The organism is Paraburkholderia adhaesiva (assembly GCF_021390575.1).
GTDB classification, from domain to species: Bacteria; Pseudomonadota; Gammaproteobacteria; order Burkholderiales; family Burkholderiaceae; genus Paraburkholderia; species Paraburkholderia adhaesiva.
The window spans coordinates 2,830,164-2,850,358 of record NZ_JAJEJQ010000001.1; the positions used below are offsets into that span (position 1 = coordinate 2,830,164).

The following is a 20,195-nucleotide window of genomic DNA, read 5'->3' on the forward strand; positions in this document are numbered from 1 at the left end:
GTCGCAAATCTGTCGCGCGGAACACAACTTTCGTCCCCTCTACGCGAAAGCTAAAACCGATTCCTAGACGGAACTCCCTTATTGGAGTTCTGACAATGGCATCGATCACTAATCGCAGTCGCTACACCGTTTCGGTCAAAAACAACAACTCGCTCTACCGCGAGTTCGCCTACGGCAATCGCCAAGCCGCCGTCGGCTACTCTGTGACGCTCGAGAAGGACGGCTATAAGCCGTCCCTCACCCAGCTTCAAGACACCTTCCTGGTTGTGATTCGCCAGAAGGGCGTCAAGACCTTCAATCACACCGCCGCCTCACTCGAAGAAGCCGAAAACATCGTCAAGAAAATCGAGGAAGAGCGCTCACGCGGACTGTTTATCGACTACACCAAGGCCCACCAGATCACATTCCTCGATTTGCTCATTCGCTATCGGGATGAAGAAGGCCCGAAACACAAGGGATGGGAGAAGGTCGAGAAGTACAAGATCAACGGCTGGCTGGAGGATGCAGAAGGCCTGCTCGTCAAACGCCATAAGCAGCGCGAAGCTGAGATCACGGCAACCGGCAAGGCCACCACACTACTCAACGCCATGCGCGCACCCGCACGCGGGCTTGACTGGATGAAGAAATCGTTCGCCCAAATCACGACCGAGGATATCGAGGGCTATATCCGTGATCGCCTGGAAGTGGTCGCCCCCAGCACGGTAGACCGCGAACTCGATACGCTCTCGGCCATCTTCACGGTGGCGATTTCGGTCTGGAAGTACCGCGTCGACGAAAACCCCATGGATGGGGTTCGTCGCCCGAAATACTTCAACGAGCGCGACCGCCGCCTGAAACCGAGTGAAGAAGCACGCCTGCTGGCGGCAGCTCGCGCTGAAGACCGGGAGCGTTGCATCACCCCTGCTGCCGAAGCCTTGATGGGTGAGGCACGCGCCCACGCAGCCACATTGCCGACGAAGTATCAACAGAAAGCCTATATCAAGCAGGCGCTCATCCACGCAAGACAGGCGGCTGAACCGGACTATGTCCACGTTCCGCTGTATGAGACATTCGTTCAGTTCCAGTTGATGACGGCAGCTCGCCGAGGAGAGACCTTGAACGTGCGGTGGGAGCACGTTGACCTGGAAGACCGGTCGATTTTTCTCCCGGAAACCAAGAATGGGCGTCCTCGTAAGCTGCCGCTGCGCCGCGACCTGATGGAGATGCTCGAAACCCTACCGCGCAATGACCCGTACGTGTTCCCGATCTCGACTGTTGTCCTAGGCGATGCCTGGAAGCGCATTCTCGCGCGCGCAGGTATCGAAGATCTGCATATTCACGACCTGCGCCATGAAGCAATTTCCCGGGCGGCCGAAACCGCTAAGTTCACACTGATTGACCTTCAACATTTCTCGGGCCACCGCGACGTACGCATGTTGCTTCGCTACTCTCACCTCTGCACGCGGAAGCTGGCCGAACGTCTGGATGAGGCCTTTGGGAGTGAAACGGCACAATCGGTCATGACGACGTCTCACCACGGGCGTGTCCGCCTGAAGAGCAGCGCAGGGATGTCGGTCGCGCAGATTCAGGCCGATTCGGAAGCGCATGTCCTGGACAGCATGCCGGTTTCCGCGCAGAAACTGCCAGCGGCCAGCCCGGCGTTGGCAGCTAACGTGATTGCGTTTCGCCGCCCGAGCGCTGCGGCGTAAGACAGGCGCATTAGCGGCCATCATCTGAGCCCCCGTAGGAGAGTCCGTCGGAAAACCTCAAAAACAAGTTGGCCGTCTAAATCTTGATTCTGAGATTTAGACGGCCAATCCTTTTAAATCAATAAGTTAATCCACCCATGGGCCAGCCCTCGGCCCCGTCCATCTCTTGAATCGAGGCAAGCCGCCCCTGCTCCCGCTTTCTTCCAGCCCTCCACTCTTCCACTTGTGATCGCGTTCGTCCGTAATGCCGCACCGATCACTGTAGTGGTCTAATGAATCCGGACACTGATTTAGGCGAGAATGGTCGCCATGAAGAGGTGTCTGATGAGCAAGCAACGACGTACGTTTTCCCCGGAGTTCAAACAGCAAGCCGCCTGTCTGGTGCTCGACCAGGGCTATAGCCATATGGAGGCAAGCCGCTCGGTCGGTGTCGGCGAGACGGTGCTGCGTCGCTGGGTGCAGCAACTTCAGATGGAACGCCAGGGCGTCACGCCGCAGGGCAAGGCAATCACGCCGGATCAACAGCGTATTCAGGAACTCGAGGCGCGTATCGAACGCCTCGAGCGTGAGAAGGCCATTTTAAAAAAGGCTACCGCGCTCTTGATGTCGGAAGGCATCGAACGTACGAAGTAATTGATCAGATTGGCGCAAGCGAATCGGTCGAACTGATCTGCGCGGTATTCGACGTATCGCGATCCTGCCTGTATGCGTACCGGGAGCGCGCCCAGCGCGTTGACGCCGAGCGCATGGCACTGCGTAGCCGGGTACACGAGCTGTTCGTCGAGAGTCGAAGCTCTGCCGGCAGCCGCAGCATCATGGGCATGATGCGCGAAGAAGGTACGGTGATTGGCCGCTTCAAGGTCAGCCGCCTGATGGAAGAACTCGGGCTTATCTGCAAGCAGCCGGGTCGCCATGCCTACAAGCAGGCCACGGTCGAGCGGATCGATATCCCGAATCATCTCAATCGTGAATTCGAGGTTGGTACGCCGAATCAGATCTGGTGTGGTGACATCACCTATGTCTGGGCGCAGGGCCGTTGGCATTATCTGGCCGTAGTGCTCGACCTGTTCACGCGTCGGGTTGTTGGCTGGGCGTTCTCGACACGCCCGGATGCCGATCTGGTCGTGCAGGCGTTGGAGATGGCCTATGAGCAGCGTGGTCGTCCGCAAGGCTTGCTGTTCCACTCGGATCAAGGCGGCCAGTATGCAAGCCGGAAATTCCGTCAGCGCCTGTGGCGCTATCGGATTCAGCAGAGCATGAGCCGTCGTGGAAATTGCTGGGACAACTCCCCGATGGAAAGGCTGTTCCGCAGCTTCAAGACGGAATGGCTGCCGTCAGTGGGGTACACGTCGACGCAGGAAGCACACCGGGATATCAGCCACTACCTGATGCACCGTTACAACTGGATACGGCCGCATCAGTTCAATGACGGACTGGCGCCGGCTGTTGCGGAAGAAAAACTTAACGCAGTGTCCGGGATTAGTTGACCACTACACACCGATGCCACATGGGACATGGCGAAGATGCCCCCAACCCTTCCTAGGTGCACGCATCCATGCGATCATCCCCAGAATCAGGGGTTCTGCAACTTCATGCTGTGTGAGCAGCAGTTATCGGCTACAGAAAATGCCGACGGCTTCGGCTGATTTTCGTCTCTGACAAGAGCCCAACCGGAAAAGAGGATTTGACGTGACAAAAATTGCTTGTGTCGATTTATTCTGCGGCGCGGGCGGACTGACGCATGGCTTCATTCTCGAAGGGATGCCTGTCGTCGCCGGTATTGATCTTGATCCGGCCTGCCGTTTCCCATACGAAACGAACAATGCTCAAGCCAAATTTATCGAGCGTGACATTAGCAAGGTTACAACGGACGAACTCAAAGGCCTGTTCGGCGATGCTGAGCTGACGATTCTCGCTGGTTGCGCACCTTGCCAGCCGTTCTCGACCTACGCTCAGCGCTATGAGCTGGACGGCAAAGATGGCAAGTGGGGACTGCTTTATCAGTTTGCCCGCCTTGCAGAGGGCTCAATGCCCGATGTCATCACGATGGAGAACGTGCCCTCCGTTGCCAAGCATGAGGTGTTTCGCGATTTCGTGCATACGCTGGAGCAACTCGGCTATGACGTATGGTTCGATGTTGTCGACAGCTCTCAATATGGCGTTCCACAGATGCGTCGGCGTATGGTTTTACTAGCCTCGAAGCACGGGCGCATCGAGATGATTGCCCCGACCCATTCGAAACCCAAAACCGTAAAGCAGGCCATCGGGCATTTGCGCCCTCTTTCAGCCGGTGAATCCGCACCTAGAGATAAGTTGCATGTCACGGCCACACTGTCCGAAAAAAATCTCAAGCGGATCAAGGCATCCAAGCCTGGCGGTACTTGGCGCGATTGGCCCAAACACCTGATTGCAAAATGCCACCGTGCCGAAAGTGGTCGTACCTATGCAGGGGTCTACGGCCGCATGGAGTGGGGCAAGCCCGCGCCCACAATGACGACTCAGTGCTATGGGTTCGGCAACGGCCGCTTTGGTCACCCTGAACAGGATCGAGCCATCTCTCTTCGGGAAGCGGCAATTCTGCAAAGCTTCCCTCTCGACTACGCCTTCATTCCACAGGATGGCGAAGTGAGTTTCACGGCCCTCGGCCGCCTCATTGGAAACGCAGTTCCCGTCGACCTCGGGCGCGCTATTGCACGCAGTATCAACCAGCACATCAAGTCAGTGGTCGCGTAATACTGGTTTGACGCGATTCGTGTCATGTCTCGACTCTTGCCTTCATCACCAGATACCAGTAGTCGTATGGCGAAGGTGCGGCAGAAGGGAACGGACGCCGAGGTGGCATTGCGGCGGGAGATGTATCGAATCGGCTTACGCTACCGGGTTGATTACGAGGTTCTGAAGAAACCTCGCCGCGTCGCCGATATTGTATTTCCCGGTCGCAAAATCGCGGTCTTCGTGGACGGCTGTTTTTGGCACGGCTGTCCAGAGCATGCTACATGGCCGAAGCGAAACGCTGAGTTCTGGCGTCAAAAAATTGAAGCTAACCGAACACGAGATGCGGACACGAATGATCGACTGCGTGCCCTGGGCTGGACGGTACTGAGGTTCTGGTCGCACGAATCCCCAGTCGAATCGGCTGAGATCATCGCTCGGGCGGTTGCAATTACAGACGAACGCAGGACCGGCCCACCCGATATGGGTCCCAGAATTAAAGGAAGATAGTCATCAGATGGGCGTCCAGAACGAACCGCAAACCCAGACGTATCGTGCTCGTCCCGAGCCTGGCCAACTCGTCGAGGTGCGCCGTCGGCAGTGGGTTGTCGCAGACGTCGATGCCGCCCAACTAGATACGGGAGTCCGGCAACATTGTGTGACTCTGTCGTCGATTGACGAGGACGGGCTTGGCGAGGAGCTGGAAGTCATCTGGGAGATCGAACCGGGTGCACAAGTCATAGAGCGCGCAGGCCTGCCTTCGATCACCGGACAGGATGATTCGCACACGCTCAACGCCTTTCTCGATGCTGTGCAGTGGGGCGCCGCCACCAATGCTGACAGGGGGTTTCTCCAAGCGCCATTCCGCAGCGGCGTCAGCATCGAGGATTTCCAGCTTGATCCCTTGGTACGCGCCATCGACATGGCTCGCGTCAATCTGCTCATTGCCGACGACGTCGGCCTTGGCAAGACCATCGAAGCCGGTCTGATAATTCAGGAGCTGCTGCTGCGGCATCGTGCCCGTACCATCCTGATCGTCTGCCCTGCGTCGCTTCAGGAAAAGTGGCGTGTCGAGATGCTGGAGAAGTTCGGCCTCGACTTCCGCGTGGTCGATACCGACTACATCAAACAGTTGCGGCGAGAGCGCGGAATTCACGCCAATCCGTGGACGTCACATCCGCGCCTCATAACGTCGATGGATTGGGCCAAGGGTGGAGAAGGTTTACGCGCCATGCGCGACGTGATTCCTTCTCACGTTGGCCATCCCCGCAAGTTCGACCTGCTGGTCGTGGACGAAGCACATAATGTCGCACCAGCAGCAGGTGCGCACTATGCGCTGGAAAGCCAGCGCACACGCTTCATCCGAACTATCGGCCCACATTTCCAACATCGTCTGTTCCTGACTGCGACGCCGCACAACGGTTACACCGAATCGTTCACCTCGCTGCTCGAACTGCTCGATGATCAGCGTTTCGCACGCAACATCCTGCCGGATGAAAAGCGTCTGAGCCAGGTGATGATCCGCCGCCTGAAGAGCGATCTAGTCGATGCAAACGGCAATCTGTTATATGCCCGACGCACCTTGCAGGCGCTCGAAGTCCCATACACGGCGGAAGAGCGCGAGGCTCATAGCAAGCTGGACGACTTCTGCGCCAGCCGCGAAAAAGATGCCAACAAGGCGGGCAATGCATTTGGCACGGCCTTCATCAGCCGTCTCCTCAAAAAGCGCCTGCTCTCATCGCCCGCCGCCTTCGCATCCACGCTCGAAAAACACGTCGCGTCGTTATCCGACGCGCGCCCCGTGAAACCAGATGCGATGGCCGAGCGTATCCTGCACAAAGCCATCCTGAAAGCGGACGAGGACTACGCCAACGACCGTGAATTCGAGAACGCCCAAGAGGAAGCCATTGAGGAAGCGACGCGACGCGCATCACCGTTGACTCCGGAGCAGCGGTCCGCACTCGACGAATTGCGGACGTGGGCGCAGAGCGCCCAGCATCAGGCCGACTCCAAGGCCCGGGCCATTCTCAACTGGCTCACAGTGAACCTCAAGCCCGATGGCCAGTGGAGCGATCATCGGGTGATTCTGTTTACCGAGTACCGTACGACGCATCAGTGGATGCATCAAATCCTTGCCAGCCACGGTTTCGGCGGTGAGCGTCTCGGTCTGCTTCACGGTGGTCTATCCCAAGAGGAGCGCGAACCGATCAAGGCGGCGTTCCAGGCATCTCCGAAGGATTCGCCTGTACGCATCCTGCTTGCCACCGACGCGGCGTCCGAGGGTATCGACTTGCAGAACCACTGCAATCGACTCATCCACTTGGAAATTCCCTACAACCCCAACGTGATGGAGCAGCGCAACGGGCGTATCGACCGGCACGGGCAGCGCGAGAAAGAAGTACTGATCTGGCATCCGGTCGATGGGGGTGATGCAAGCGGAGCATCGGTCGGAGGCCACGGCGAGGATATCCTGCGCGCTCTGCGGAAACTGGACTCAATGCGCGCTGACATGGGTAGCGTCAATCCGGTGATCGCACCACAGATGTCAGGCCTCATCGAGGGCTCTCTGAAGGATCTGGACACTCGTCTCGCGGAAGCCCGGATCGCTCGCGCCAAGAATTTCGTTCGCGCCGAGCGCGAGTTGAAGGAGCGCGTCGCCAAACTGCACGAACGTCTGCTCGCTACCCAACAGGATTTCCATCTCACGCCCGATCACGTTCTGATGGCGGTAAAGACCGGCCTCGCATTGGCGGGTCGCCCACCGCTGGAATCTGTAGAACTGGCGGGCGCGCCCTCAGGCAGCGTATTCCGGATGCCAGAGCTATCCGGCTCGTGGGCGCGCTGTCGGGAAGGGTTACGGCATCCGCACACCCAAAAGATGCGGCCCGTCACGTTCGACCACGCGGTCGCCAGTGGCCGTGACGACGTCGTGCTCGTCCACCTGAATCATCGCTTGGTGCAGATGTGTCTGCGCTTGCTGCGTGCCGAGGTCTGGGCGCAGGACGACGTGAAGAAGCTGCACCGCGTCACCGTCCGTACCGTACCAGACGCGCTTATCGATGGCCCGGTTGTAGTCATCGTCTCGCGGCTGGTCGTCACCGGCGGCAACCACCATCGGCTGCATGAAGAGCTAACAGTATCGGGCGGCTATCTGCGCGACCAATCCTTCCGCCGCGAGGAAGGGGTCACCCGTGTCCAGCAATGGCTGGACGATGCGCAGCCAATTCCAGCAGCCCCATCCCTGTTCGACGTGCTCCGCGTCCGTTTCGACCGCCAGCGAGAAGCCATCCTGAAAGCGGTGGACGCTCGCTCCAAGGAGCGCCTCCGCTTCCTGACCAACACGCTCCAGACCCGCAAGCAACAGGAGATTGACGATATCGGCACGGTGCTCGACGAACTGGGAAAGGCAATCCGGTCCGAATTGAACAAAGGGCAGCAGCCCGAACAGCTTTCGCTCTTCACTGAGGATGAGCACCTACAACTCAGACGCGACATTGCCGCACTGGAAGCTCGCCTCGCACGAATTCCCGATGAGCGCCAGATGGAGATCCACGCCATCGAATCACGCTACGCCGAACTTGACGACCGCACTTTCCCGGTAGCAGTGATCTTCGTTGTGCCCGAATCCGCCGGAGGCTCTGTATGAGCGCGCATCACGAATGGCTCTCGCTCGTCGAGATTTCCGGTCCGTTCCTCGCCGTTCCCGTTCTGAAGGAAACCTTCCCGCAAGGGCTGGAGGAACTTGATACGACCAAGCGCAAGCGACTGCGCCAAGCCTACGAAGAATGGTGCGATGCACTGGAAACCGGCGATCTCCGCTTCGTCGAACTACACGCAGCATGGATTGACGAGGTCTTGTCTCGCGGACTGGAACTCGATGAGGATGGTCGCGGTGATGTGCTCAGACGCAAGGGCTGGTGCGCTGCGCACCTGGCCGCCGCGCTGCCCGAACATGGCGTAAGTCTGTCACCAGACTTCGCCGTCGTCGGCAATGGTGATCAGCCACTGATGCTCGTCCACGCCTACGGGCAGGACGTTGATCTCGATGCCACCCAGAAGCTGGATGGCTGGGACAGTAGCCCGGTGGAACGCATGGTGACACTCTGCCGAGCGACGGGCTGCCGCCTCGGGCTGGTGACCAATGGCGAACGCTGGATGTTCGTCGATGCGCCGGTGGGTGCTGTCACTACCTTCGCCAGTTGGTATGCACGCATCTGGTCACAGGAACCTGTCACCCTGCAGGCCTTCGTTCACCTCCTAGGCATCCAGCGCTTCTTCGTCGATGAATCAGAACGGCTGCCCGCGCTGCTTGACCGTTCGCTGAAGTTTCAGGATGAGGTGACGGACGCATTGGGCGAGCAGGTACGGCGTGCAGTCGAAGTTCTGATCCAGTCGCTCGACAAATCCGACCAGGATCGGGACCGGGAATTACTGCGCGGCGTGAAGGAAGCCGAACTCTACGAAGCCGCTCTGACGGTGATGATGCGACTGGTCTTTCTGCTTTCTGCCGAGGAGCGCGACCTGCTGCTCTTGGGCGATGAGCGCTATGAAGCCAATTACGCGATCTCGACGCTGCGCATGCAATTGCGCGCCGAGCCTGACGAGATCCTTGAGCGCCGCTGGGATGCCTGGTCGCGCCTGCTTGCAGTCTTCCGCGCCGTGTACGGCGGCATCGAACACGAAAATCTGCGGCTGCCCGCGCTGGGCGGCTCACTATTCGATCCGGATCGATTTCCCTTCCTCGAAGGACGCACCCGTGGCTCGGATTGGCGTACCGACATTGCCAAGCCGCTACCAATCGACAACCGCACAGTCCTGCTACTGCTTGAAGCGATCCAGCAATTCCAGGGACGCACGCTGTCATATCGGTCGCTGGACGTCGAGCAGATCGGCTATGTCTACGAAGGCTTGCTGGAGCGTACAGTCAAGCGCACCGCCGAGGTTACGCTGGAACTCGACGCCACCAAGAGTGCTCAGTCGCCGTGGGTCACGATGGCTGAACTCGAATCGTCTCGGTTAGACGGTGCTGCGCGCTTGGCTGATCTGCTCCAGCAGCGCACCGGTAGTTCTGCCAGCCGCGTGCGCAACGATCTGGCACGTCCCGTGGACGATGCGCTTGCTGATCGCTTGTTGACCGCTTGCCACGGCAATACAGCGCTGCGCGACCGCATCAAGCCCTTCGGCCACCTGGTGCGTACCGATCCTTGGGGCTATCCGTTGGTCTATCCTGCAGGAGCATTCGTCGTCACCACCGGCTCCGACCGCCGCGAGACCGGCACCCACTACACGCCGAAGTCCCTCACCGAAGCCATCGTCGCAGAGACGCTCACGCCCATCGCCTACGTTGGCCCGGCACAAGGAGCACAGCGCGAGGGTTGGACGCTGAAATCGCCCGCCGAACTGCTTGAACTGAAGATCTGCGACCCCGCGATGGGTTCGGGCGCGTTCCTCGTGCAAGCCTGCCGATGGCTGGCCGACCGGCTGGTGGAGGCATGGGCGCAGGCCGAGGCACAGGGGTACGCGGTGGGCATTGATGGAGAGGTGGGGGATGCCGACGCCAACATCGAGACGCTGCCACGCGACACCGATGCGCGCGCCATCGTCGCCCGTCGCCTCATCGCCGAACGCTGCCTCTACGGCGTCGATCTGAACCCGCTGGCGGTCGAACTGGCCAAGCTCTCCATCTGGCTGGTAACGCTGGCCAAAGGGCGGCCCTTCGGTTTCCTTGATCACAACCTGCGCTGCGGCGACAGCCTGCTCGGCATCCATCGGCTGGATCAGCTCACCCAGCTATCGATGAACCCCACTGGGCAAGGGCAGTTGCGCCTGTTCGGACAAAACGTCGAGCAAGCCGTGCGCGACGCCATCGGACTGCGACAGCAGTTGCGCGAAGTGCCCATCCGCGACATCCGCGACGTGGAGGCGATGGCGCATCTGGACGCCGACGCGCGCCGCAGGCTCGAAGTTCCGGAATGCATCGCCGATGCGTTAATCGGGGAGGTGTTCGCATCGGGTGGAAGTGGTGTGACGTTGGAGAACGCACTGGTGTCGCTAACCGTCCACGCTGGAAAGGCCATCGACGGCGACCGTGACGTGCTCGCCTCGATGCTCCGGAGATCGGTCGCTGCGCTCTCGACCGATCTGCCCACCGACAAGCCCGCACGTCGGCCGTTTCATTGGCCGCTGGAGTTTCCGGAGGTGTTCGCGTCCGAGCGAGGCGGTTTCGACGGTATGGTCGGCAATCCGCCGTTTCTGGGAGGTCAACGCATCACGGGTGTCGCGGGCACTGCCTTCCGCGATTGGTTGGTCGCGCACATTGCCGAGGGGCGGCGCGGCTCGGCTGATTTGGTTGCCTATTTCTTCCTCCGAGCATGGGCCCTGCTGCGCGAGGGGGCGGCTTCGGGTTGCTCGCGGTCAACACCATCGCGGAAGGCGATACGCGACAAGTTGGTCTGGAAGCGATGCTCGGTGCAGGTGCCGTCATCCATGCTGCTTACCCAAACGAACCTTGGCCCGGCAAGGCTGCAGTTGTTACCAGCCGTGTCCATGTCCACAAGGGAAAATGGCTAGGAGATTGCCTACTCCTCGGGCAGTCAACTCGCTTCATATCGGCCTTCCTGTCCAATCGTGAGGAATGGAGTCCGAAGCGTTTGAAAGCCTCAGAGAATGCAACCTTCATAGGAACATACGTTCTTGGGTTGGGCTTTGCTCTTTGCCCGGATGAGGCAAAGCGGATGCTGGTCGCTGACCCCAAAAATGCCGAAGTCATTTTCCCCTACCTTGACGGTGACGATCTCAAATCTGTCCCGGAGCAGCTACCAACTCGATGGGTCATCAATTTCTGGGACTGGCCTGAGGATCGGGCTCGCGAATATACACTTCCGTATGCGTGGTTAGAAAATCATGTGAAAGCGGAACGGCTCGCCAAAAATGATAGGGGCGCGCGAGAAAAATGGTGGCTGCCTCTACGCGCCAGACCTGAGCTTTACCACGCCATTGGTCGAGGGCAATATTTTGAGCAGCATCCAGAAGGGTGGGACGCTCAGACTCGGTCTCTCGAATATGTCCTCGTGGCTGGTCGGGTTGGTAAGTATTTCAACCCATCCGTAGTGACGAATGATTCTATCTTCCATGAGAAGTGCGTTGTCTTCGCATTGGAAGACGTCTACGCCTATGCAGCTCTCTTCAATTCATCCCCGGTCGACGCATGGGTATGGAAGCATTCGTCGCGGATGAAGCTCGACCTGAACTTCTCACCTTCCGACGCGATTGAGACGTTCCCGTTTCTGAAGTCCTCCGATATCAATTGCTTAGACAAACTCGGACGCGAGTACCTACAAGCGCGGCGCGAGGTGATGATGGACTCTACCAACCCAATCGGTCTCACGAAGCTCTACAACCGTTTCCACAATGTGGGCGACGGCGACTCGCGCATCCATCGACTGCGTGAACTGCATCGAGAAATCGATGCGGCGGTCATGCGTGTTTACGGATGGAATGACCTGGACCTCGGACATGGTTACCATGAGCAGCAGCACCTCGCTGCAAACGACCGTGTGCGGTTTACCATTTCCGAATCCGCCCGCGTCGAAGTGCTACGTCGCTTTGCGGAGCTGAACCGCCACCGGTACGAGGAAGAAGTCGCCCAAGGCCTGCATGCTGACGCCATGCCCCGTGCTACCAAGCGTACGAACAGCGTCGCAACGGTTCAGCCATCGTTCGATTTTGAGACAGTGATCGCATCCGGCGTCAGCGGTTCTGCCCCAATCAGTTCGATCCTCGGTTTTCTTGGCACTCACGACGGCTGGCATGCCAAGGCTGATATCCTTGCCGCCACCGGCATCACGAACGGTCAGTGGAATGCCGTAATCACCGCCCTGATCAGCGACGGCAGGATCGAACGCCAGGGTGAGAGGCGCGGGGCGCGTTACCGCATCCAACCCAGTTACCGGGACGAACATCACAAGAGAGTGTCATGACTCGAACCCAAGCCACACCGACGTTCGAAATGACCGTCGATCTCAATGTCCTCGAGCATCTCGGCATCAATCTCTACAGCAACATCGCAGCCGTATTGACTGAAGCGGTGGCCAACGCATGGGACGCGGATGCGTCGAGCGTACAAATTCGAGTCGATCCGAATAGCGAATGGATCGAAATCGAGGATGACGGCATCGGTATGGCGGTCGATGACCTGAACGGCAAATATTTGCGTGTGGGGTACCGTCGCCGCGACGAGGACAGGGAGCACGGCTGCAAAACAGCAAAAGGCCGCCCTGTCATGGGCCGCAAGGGGCTGGGCAAGCTATCGTTGTTCTCCATTGCCAACGTAATCGAGGTTCAGTCCGCCAAGGACGGTCAAACGCACGGATTCCGCATGAGCGTTCCGGGCATCCATCAGGCCGTGCTGGAAAAGCGGACTTACCACCCTGAGCCGCTGGCGAGCGACGCACTTACGGTGACGCGGGGCACGAAGCTCGTATTGCGTGAGATCAAACGGCAGCGTCTCGGCAAGGGGGTAACCGCGTTGCGCAAGCGTCTGGCCCGTCGCTTCTCGATTATTGGTCAGGCCAACGGTTTCGAGATCAAGATTGATGGCCAACCCATCAACGCAGCGGATCGCGGCGATTTACCCAGAGTCCAGTTCCTCTGGACGTTTGAGGGTTATGACCCGGAGGCTAGCACTATCTCGCACGTCAAGGAGCGCGAGTCACTGCCCGCACGATTCGAGGTTTGGGATTCGGCGTGGCGCGTGAGCGGTTGGCTCGGCACTGCGCGCAAACCCAAAGACTTGGACGACGACGAGGCGGGCAATTTGAATGGCATTGTGGTCTTCGCCCGAGGCCGCCTGTTCCATGAAAATGTCCTTGATCGCTTGAACGATGGGCGACTTTATACCAAGTACCTGACCGGGCAGATCGAGGCGGACTTCCTTGATGCAGACGATCAGCCGGACATTGCCACCAGCGACCGCCAGCGGGTACAAGAGGATGACGAGCGTTACATTCAGTTGATCGCGTTCCTTGGATCACAGCTCAACAAGCTTGAAAGACGCTGGAACGAATGGCGCAGGAAGCACGAAGTAGAGAAGGCCAAGGAAGCGTCGCCAGCCCTCGCCGAATGGCTAGAGACACTTCCCGAAGGTTACCGGAAGAGCGCGGAGACGCTGATCGCCAAATTGAGTGCGTTGCCTGTCGACGACGAAGACGACCGCAAGCTCATGTACCGGCACGGCATCCTAGCTTTCGAGCGTATGAAATTACGCGGCTCGACAGAGGAGTTCGTGACAAACGTAGAAAGTGCAGACCGGCTACTGGCCGTGCTCGCCGACCGGGATTCATTGGAAGCATCTCTCTACCGCGACATAGTGAAGTCGCGTCTGGACGCGATCCGCGACTTTCAAACGATCATCGACGAAGACGCGAAGGAACGGGTGCTTCAAAAATATCTGTTCGACCATCTCTGGCTGCTTGATCCAGCTTGGGAACGTGCCACGGGCAGCCAGATCATGGAGTCACGCCTCACGACAGAGGGCGTGCTGGTCGAGGACTTGACCGACAAGGAACGCCTGGGTCGTGTGGACATCGCCTACCGCACTCAAGCAGGTAAGCATGTCATCGTCGAACTCAAGAAAGTCGGTCGCAAGATGAGTTTGCTCGAACTGGTAGAGCAAGGCCAGACCTACGTGGACAAGCTGAGAAAAATACTGCGCGAGCAGAACGTAACAGCACCAGACATTGAAGTGGTTTTCGTTCTCGGCAAGGCTGTCGATGAAGAGTCGACGAACCCGAGTCGGCTCAAATCATCGATGGAATCGATCTCGCCAGGTAGCCGCATTGTCCATTACGACACTCTCATCCGGGGAGCGCAAGAAGCCTATTCGGGCTATATCGATCAAACCAAGACTCTCGACAAGCTCGAAAACATCGTCAACAGGATTTAAGGCAAGCGAGATATGACAAAGACGCCTAACGCATGGATCGCCGTTGACCGCGAACTCGGTGCAGGTCGCGAGTTCGCATCCTATACCTTGGTTTTAAAAGGTGAGCGCACCCTGTATCAGGACATCGGCGAAGACAATTGGGTACTTGTGTTAAATCTTGCCGGGGAAATCGTCCGTGTCGGGCGCGTGCTGCGAGTTCGCTCCGATCTCGAAACCACCACTTTGTTCTTCGACCGAGTATCGGTCACCGATGCTCCGGTGCCGGTTGCCAGTGTCTTGATGGCCCCCCCATCATCCGGAAATGTCGGCCGCATTCAGTGGGAACAATTTGTCGCAACCTTGTCTGCGGCACTACATCAGACGGTGAACGGGGTGCCCCCGGTCAAGGATCAGACCTATATTCGTGAATTACTGCAGTTGGCAGTGGTGGACGACCTACTCGGCCCGGCGAGCGGTCCGCGTGAGCGCATCGTAGACATGGGTGTGCGTGATCGCTATTTGGTGGGAAAACTGGCACCACGCAAGGACCCACATCAAGATGCTCAAGGTGGCATCGAAGGGCTGGAGGGTCCGTTAGCAGAGGACGAGGTTGATGAGCCAACTGACTCAACGGTTCCCGGTCGGCACGAACCCGGTGCGGAGTTTGGAACGGCAACCGGGCAGGTAGAACCCGAATCAGACGTATCGGATGAGATCGATGCGGCCAGTAATCAGTCTCTGGTACCGAGCAGTTTCGGCATGACCTTCTGTGTCGATGGCGACGCAGAAGGTATTGAGATTGAGGCACGATGGGGCAGTTACGAGCGCGTACCCAACGATGAACACGAAGAGTTACGACCAAATGGCCAGAAGGCTAAGGTCTGGCAACGTGTCCCCTGTGGCGGAAAGCTGGACTTACCGCTTACTGAAGGCGTGATTTCCCATCGGGCACCAGACGCAAACCATCCTGCCGTCCGTATCCAGGGCGCCATTCGCTCAAAGAACGACAACGGCGACCGCTTGGTGACGCTATTCCTCATCAATACGCAAAAGGAGCTCGACAGTAATCGAGACGCGGCATGGCTGTTCCAGCCAGAACTGATCGTGCGCGCCAAATGCGATGCTCCCAATCGTGCCATCTTCCGCCGCCGCCCTGTACTGAATACTGATGGAAATGATCCGGAGCGCGAATCGCTAGAGATGCTCTACCGCAACCGTGTGGAATTCGCAGTCGGTCACGGTGTCGCCATACACGCCGAAACGGCAGACGACGTGACACTGGCCACCGAGGTGCGTACCACTGTGCTGCCTCAGTATGAAGTGCAGGTCACAGAGACGCCCGGGCGCGATCCCTCTGATCGCCCCGCGATGAAGGAGATGATGGCAAGCGGCCTCCTCGACATGCAGCGACTCGCTACACTGGACGTCACCGAGTTGGTCGATGCCCTGAATGTGTTGACGAAAGACTACGCGGCATGGATAGCGGAACAACGCCTGCGTATCGGCAATGACGTGATTGGCTATGACACACAGGCCATACAAGCGCTGGATCGGTGTCAGGAAATCCAGTCGCGTTTGCAGCAAGGCATCGACACACTGAAAAACGACGAAAAGGCACTGATGGCGTTCCGATTCGCCAACAAGGCGATGGCGATTCAGCGTGTTCGCAGCCAATATGCGCTGGAAGTGCGACGTGGTAGGGACGTCACGGTCGATCAGTTCAATCTGCGGGAAAACCAAAGCTGGCGCCCTTTCCAGCTGGCGTTCCTGCTGCTATCAATTCCCGCTCTGGCTGATCCCACTCATCCGGATCGCGTGCAACCGTTGGAAGCTCACGCCGATTTGCTGTGGTTCCCCACTGGCGGCGGCAAAACGGAAGCCTATCTTGGTGTCGCGGCATTCACTATGGCAATCCGCCGCCTGCAAGGCAAGCTTGGCGGCTATGACGGCTCGCGCGGTTTAGCCGTGATCATGCGCTACACGCTGCGCCTACTAACTTTGCAGCAGTTCCAGCGCGCCACCGCGCTGATCTGCGCGATGGAAGTGCTGAGGCACGGCGATCCCACATTGGGCCACGAACCGTTCACCATCGGACTCTGGGTGGGCAACAAGGTAACGCCTGGCACGACCGAGGACAGCCATCGTGCGATAGAAGATATTCGTAACCCCGGGAAATACCATGCTGGGGCAGCATCGCCTGTGCAACTTACCAGTTGCCCGTGGTGTGGCTCCGACATCGCGCCGGGGCGCGACGTTGAGGTCGACAAGAACCACGGTCGCACGCTTGTCTATTGCGGAGACAAAAAGGGACGTTGCGAGTTTTCTCGCGGCAAGTCTAGCAAGTCGCCGCACCCGGGTATTCCAGTGCTGACGGTGGACGAAGAAATCTACCATCGCCCGCCAACGATGATGATCGCTACTGTAGACAAGTTCGCCATGATGGCGTGGCGCGGTCAAGTGCGTACGTTGTTCGGTCGTGTGAACCAAGAATGCGAGCGTCACGGTCTGCTTTGGCCTGGCTGTGAATGCAACACGGGACACCGCGCGGCAAAGGGATTGCCTGCGGCATCTGTAAAGCCCGTCGGTGCGATTCGACCGCCCGATCTGATCATCCAAGATGAATTCCACCTGATCAGCGGCCCGCTGGGAACAATGGTGGGCTTGTACGAATCCGCTGTCGATGAACTGTGTGGGTGGACGCTTGGGGGCAACACGGTTAAGCCCAAGATCGTCGCATCCACGGCAACTGTGCGCAAAGCCAAGGAGCAGGTGAGCAATGTGTTCATGCGGCAGGTGTCAGTGTTCCCGCCGCACGGCCTGGACGTAGAAGACAACTATTTCTCGGTGCAGCGCCCAATCGAAGAGCGGCCTGGACGGCGTTATCTCGGCGTATGCTCGCCCGGCAGCTCGCGCCCAGCGATGCTGATCCGTGTCTATACGGCCTTCCTCACTGCGGCCCAAACCCTGTTCGACCGATTCGGCGAACCTGCCGACCCATACATGACGATGGTCGGCTATTTCAATTCACTGCGCGAATTAGGCGGGATGCGACGCTTAGCCGAGGACGACGTCCAGACTCGCTCCTACCGCGTGCAAATGAGCTTGGTCGACCGGCCTGCGCTTGCACAGCGCAGCGTCAAAAACATTAGCGAGCTGACGTCGCGCGTCTCCAGTCAAGACATTCCGAAGTACCTCGACGATCTGGAGGTCAAATTCAAGGCTGCCTTCGACCCCGCCACAGGGAAGTATGTGACGAAATGGAATGATGGGGATACTCGTGCGATTGATGTCGTCCTCGCAACCAACATGCTTTCGGTTGGCGTGGACGTGAATCGCCTGGGCCTAATGGCGGTCAACGGCCAGCCCAAGGGCACAGCGGAATACATTCAAGCCACTAGTCGAGTGGGCCGTTCCTTCCCCGGATTGGTTTGCACCGTGCTTACATGGGCACGTCCGCGCGATCTCTCGCACTACGAGACCTTCGAGCATTACCACGCGACCTTCTACAAGCATGTGGAAGCCCAGTCGGTGACCCCCTTCTCGCCACGGGCGATGGATCGCGGCCTGACCGGCACCCTCCTCTCTTTGATGCGTTTGGAAAACGACTCCTTCAGTCCGAACGTGGGTGCGGGCGAACTGGACAAGCCCAACAAACCGGAGATCCTTGATGCCATCGACGTGCTCGTGAAGCGGGCATGGAACGTCAGTGAGACGCCGACCATCAAGAATCTGGCCGAGCGCGAATTGAAAGAGCGTGCGGATGAATGGGCCAAGAAAGTCAGTGTTCCCGGACGCACATTGGCCTACGAAAAGCGCGGCGCGCAGGCTGCAACGATGGTGGGACTGATTAACTCACCAAGTATCCATGCGTGGGATAACTGGACGGTTCCGATGTCGATGCGAGAAGTAGAGCCGGGCGTGCGCCTGATCATGAACACGGGACATATCTCGGACGACCATGAGTGGAAGGTACGTCCGATGTCGAATGACGAAGACTGACCATGACAACCAATCGAACACCCGTAGGGGAAGTCCGCCCCAGTCAACTACTATGGACATACGGGCCTGGCGCGCTTATCGATTTGCCAAGCCTTTCGGTGGTGACGCTGGGCATCGATCAATGGGAGAAAGACAGATGTCAACCCGTGACCGAGCCGCGCCTGCTTACCGCTGTCCGTAAGGTTCTCGGACAGCAGGTGGATAGCCTACGCATGCCGCCGTTCCAGAAAAGCGAACATGTCGATCAATGGTCGGCTGAGGCGAACATAGGCGTCCCCGTTCGACCTTTTCCTCGCTGGATGCGATGTGTGAAATGTGGCCTGCTTTCACCGTTTGATACCGGTTTATTCGAAATCAAGGAGAACCGCTTCCGACCGGAGCGAACTCGCTTCGTCCATAAGGAATGTCGTGGCTCCAAGAATGACCAGCCCGCGAAGGATGCCGATGCCGTCCCTGCCCGTTTTCTCCTAGCCTGCCGTAACGGCCATCTCGACGACTTCCCCTGGCGCTATTTCGTCCATGGCGGGAATAGTTCGTGCAAAGGAAAGCTGCGTTTTTTCGAAAGCGGAGCGTCGCTGCAAACCGAAAATCTCTGGGTAAGATGCGACGGCGACAACGTACATTGCCGTGGTGTTTCACGCAGCCTCGCACAAGCCTTTGGCAAGGCCGGGAAAGAAAATCTTCCGGGCTGCCGAGGTCGGCATCCTCACCTTGATCATTTCGACGAGGAATGCGATGAGGAAGCTCGAGCCGTTCTGCTAGGCTCAACGAACAGTTGGTTCCCAATCACCCTTTCCGCGCTTGCGATCCCCCAAGCCAAAGATCCACTGGGCCAACTAGTTCAGGATGGTTGGGAGTTTTTCGACGATCTGGATTCGGAGACTGCCGTCGCGGTGACGGTAAAGGCGTTGAGAAAAACCGGAGCCTTGCCGGGCATCGATAAGTATTCTGCATCGGACATCTGGACGGCCATCGAATCACACCGGAATGGCGGCGGACAGGATGCCATCGGAGAGGCCGACATCAAGGGGCCAGAATGGGACGTGCTAACGGCAACCAATCCGCCGAGCGACTACCCACACTTCATGAGCAAGACGGTTACTACTCCGCCAGGCTTCGAAAAACACATCGGCCGAGTACTACTCCTGGAAAGGCTTCGCGAGGTGAACGCCTTGCTCGGTTTCACTCGAGTGGAAGCCCCCGAGGTAACGAGTGATCCGAGTGAGCGGCCACAGATGGCGAGTCTTGCACGACGCAAACCCGATTGGGTTCCCGCCAATCAGGTCCACGGCGAAGGTATCTTCGTTCAGTTTAATGAAGACGCAGTACAGGCGTGGGAAGCATATCAGGGTGTCAAGCACGTTGATCAAATGCTCAACAAAGGGCACCGTGGATGGAGAAATCGACGCAGCCTTGCCCCCGATGAGGGCTACCCCGGTATTCGGTATGCCATGTTACACACGCTCTCGCACCTATTGATTCGTGAGCTGGCACTGGAATGCGGATACAACGCGGCAAGCATCCGCGAACGGATCTATGCCAACACATCGGGGGAAAGCCATCAGGCTGGCATCCTCATCTACACGGCGGCGGCTGATTCCGATGGAACGCTGGGTGGCCTCGTCGATCTTGGCAAACCCGAGAACCTTGGCAGACTGCTTCGCCAAGCGCTGAACCGATCAAAGATTTGCTCATCCGATCCGCTCTGCTCAGAGCATGATCCCGGAGAAGACGGCTCGCTACATGCGGCAGCTTGCCATGCGTGTAGCTTGGTAGCAGAGACTTCCTGTGAGCAGGGCAACCGCTACCTTGATCGATCACTGTTGGTACAGACCCTCGACCGGGGGGATGCCGCATTTTTCGTAGGGTTGTGA

General features: G+C 58.4%; 8 protein-coding genes and 2 pseudogenes. All 10 read left to right on the top strand.

Annotated features, from left to right (window positions below; all coding sequences use genetic code 11):
- Nucleotides 1-95 precede the first annotated feature (95 nt).
- The 10 genes and pseudogenes from L0U80_RS12840 (at nt 96) to drmB (ending at nt 20,195) form a co-directional block, all read left to right on the top strand.
- Nucleotides 96-1,688 (top strand): site-specific integrase, encoded by a 1,593-nt coding sequence (locus L0U80_RS12840; RefSeq protein ID WP_233864645.1) that lies wholly within the window; start codon nt 96-98, stop codon nt 1,686-1,688.
- A gap of 324 nt (nt 1,689-2,012) precedes the next feature.
- Nucleotides 2,013-3,175 (top strand): IS3 family transposase gene (locus tag L0U80_RS12845; RefSeq protein WP_233862016.1). Its coding sequence is split into 2 segments (ribosomal slippage): nt 2,013-2,268 and nt 2,268-3,175, totalling 1,164 coding nucleotides; the frame shifts between segments, so codons are not numbered across the junction.
- 202 nt (nt 3,176-3,377) lie between these two features.
- On the top strand, nt 3,378-4,421 hold the full coding sequence (locus L0U80_RS12850; protein WP_233864646.1) for a DNA cytosine methyltransferase: 1,044 nt from the start codon (nt 3,378-3,380) through the stop codon (nt 4,419-4,421).
- A 66-nt stretch (nt 4,422-4,487) separates the two neighbouring features.
- Nucleotides 4,488-4,910 (top strand): very short patch repair endonuclease, encoded by a 423-nt coding sequence (locus tag L0U80_RS12855; RefSeq protein ID WP_233865921.1) that lies wholly within the window; start codon nt 4,488-4,490, stop codon nt 4,908-4,910.
- Nucleotides 4,911-4,917: 7 nt separating this feature from the next.
- The gene (drmD, locus tag L0U80_RS12860; protein ID WP_233864647.1) at nt 4,918-8,046 is read left to right on the top strand and encodes a DISARM system SNF2-like helicase DrmD; all 3,129 of its coding nucleotides are present in this window, start codon (nt 4,918-4,920) and stop codon (nt 8,044-8,046) included.
- Nucleotides 8,043-11,450 (top strand): annotated as a pseudogene (locus L0U80_RS12865) (Eco57I restriction-modification methylase domain-containing protein); the annotation flags it as partial. The gene drmD and the pseudogene L0U80_RS12865, both read left to right, overlap by 4 nt.
- 338 nt (nt 11,451-11,788) lie before the next feature.
- Nucleotides 11,789-12,379 (top strand): annotated as a pseudogene (locus tag L0U80_RS31920) (Eco57I restriction-modification methylase domain-containing protein); the annotation flags it as partial.
- Entirely contained in the window at nt 12,376-14,343 is a 1,968-nt protein-coding gene (locus tag L0U80_RS12875; RefSeq protein ID WP_233864650.1) for a BbrUII/HgiDII family restriction enzyme, read from the top strand. The pseudogene L0U80_RS31920 and the gene L0U80_RS12875, both read left to right, overlap by 4 nt.
- 12 nt (nt 14,344-14,355) lie before the next feature.
- Nucleotides 14,356-18,321 carry a DISARM system helicase DrmA gene (gene drmA, locus L0U80_RS12880; RefSeq protein WP_233864651.1) on the top strand — a complete coding sequence of 1,322 codons (3,966 nt, stop codon included), beginning with the start codon at nt 14,356-14,358 and terminating at the stop codon, nt 18,319-18,321.
- Between the two features lie 2 nt (nt 18,322-18,323).
- Nucleotides 18,324-20,195, top strand: a complete 1,872-nt coding sequence (gene drmB / locus L0U80_RS12885; protein WP_233864652.1) for an MrfA Zn-binding domain-containing protein — start codon at nt 18,324-18,326, stop codon at nt 20,193-20,195.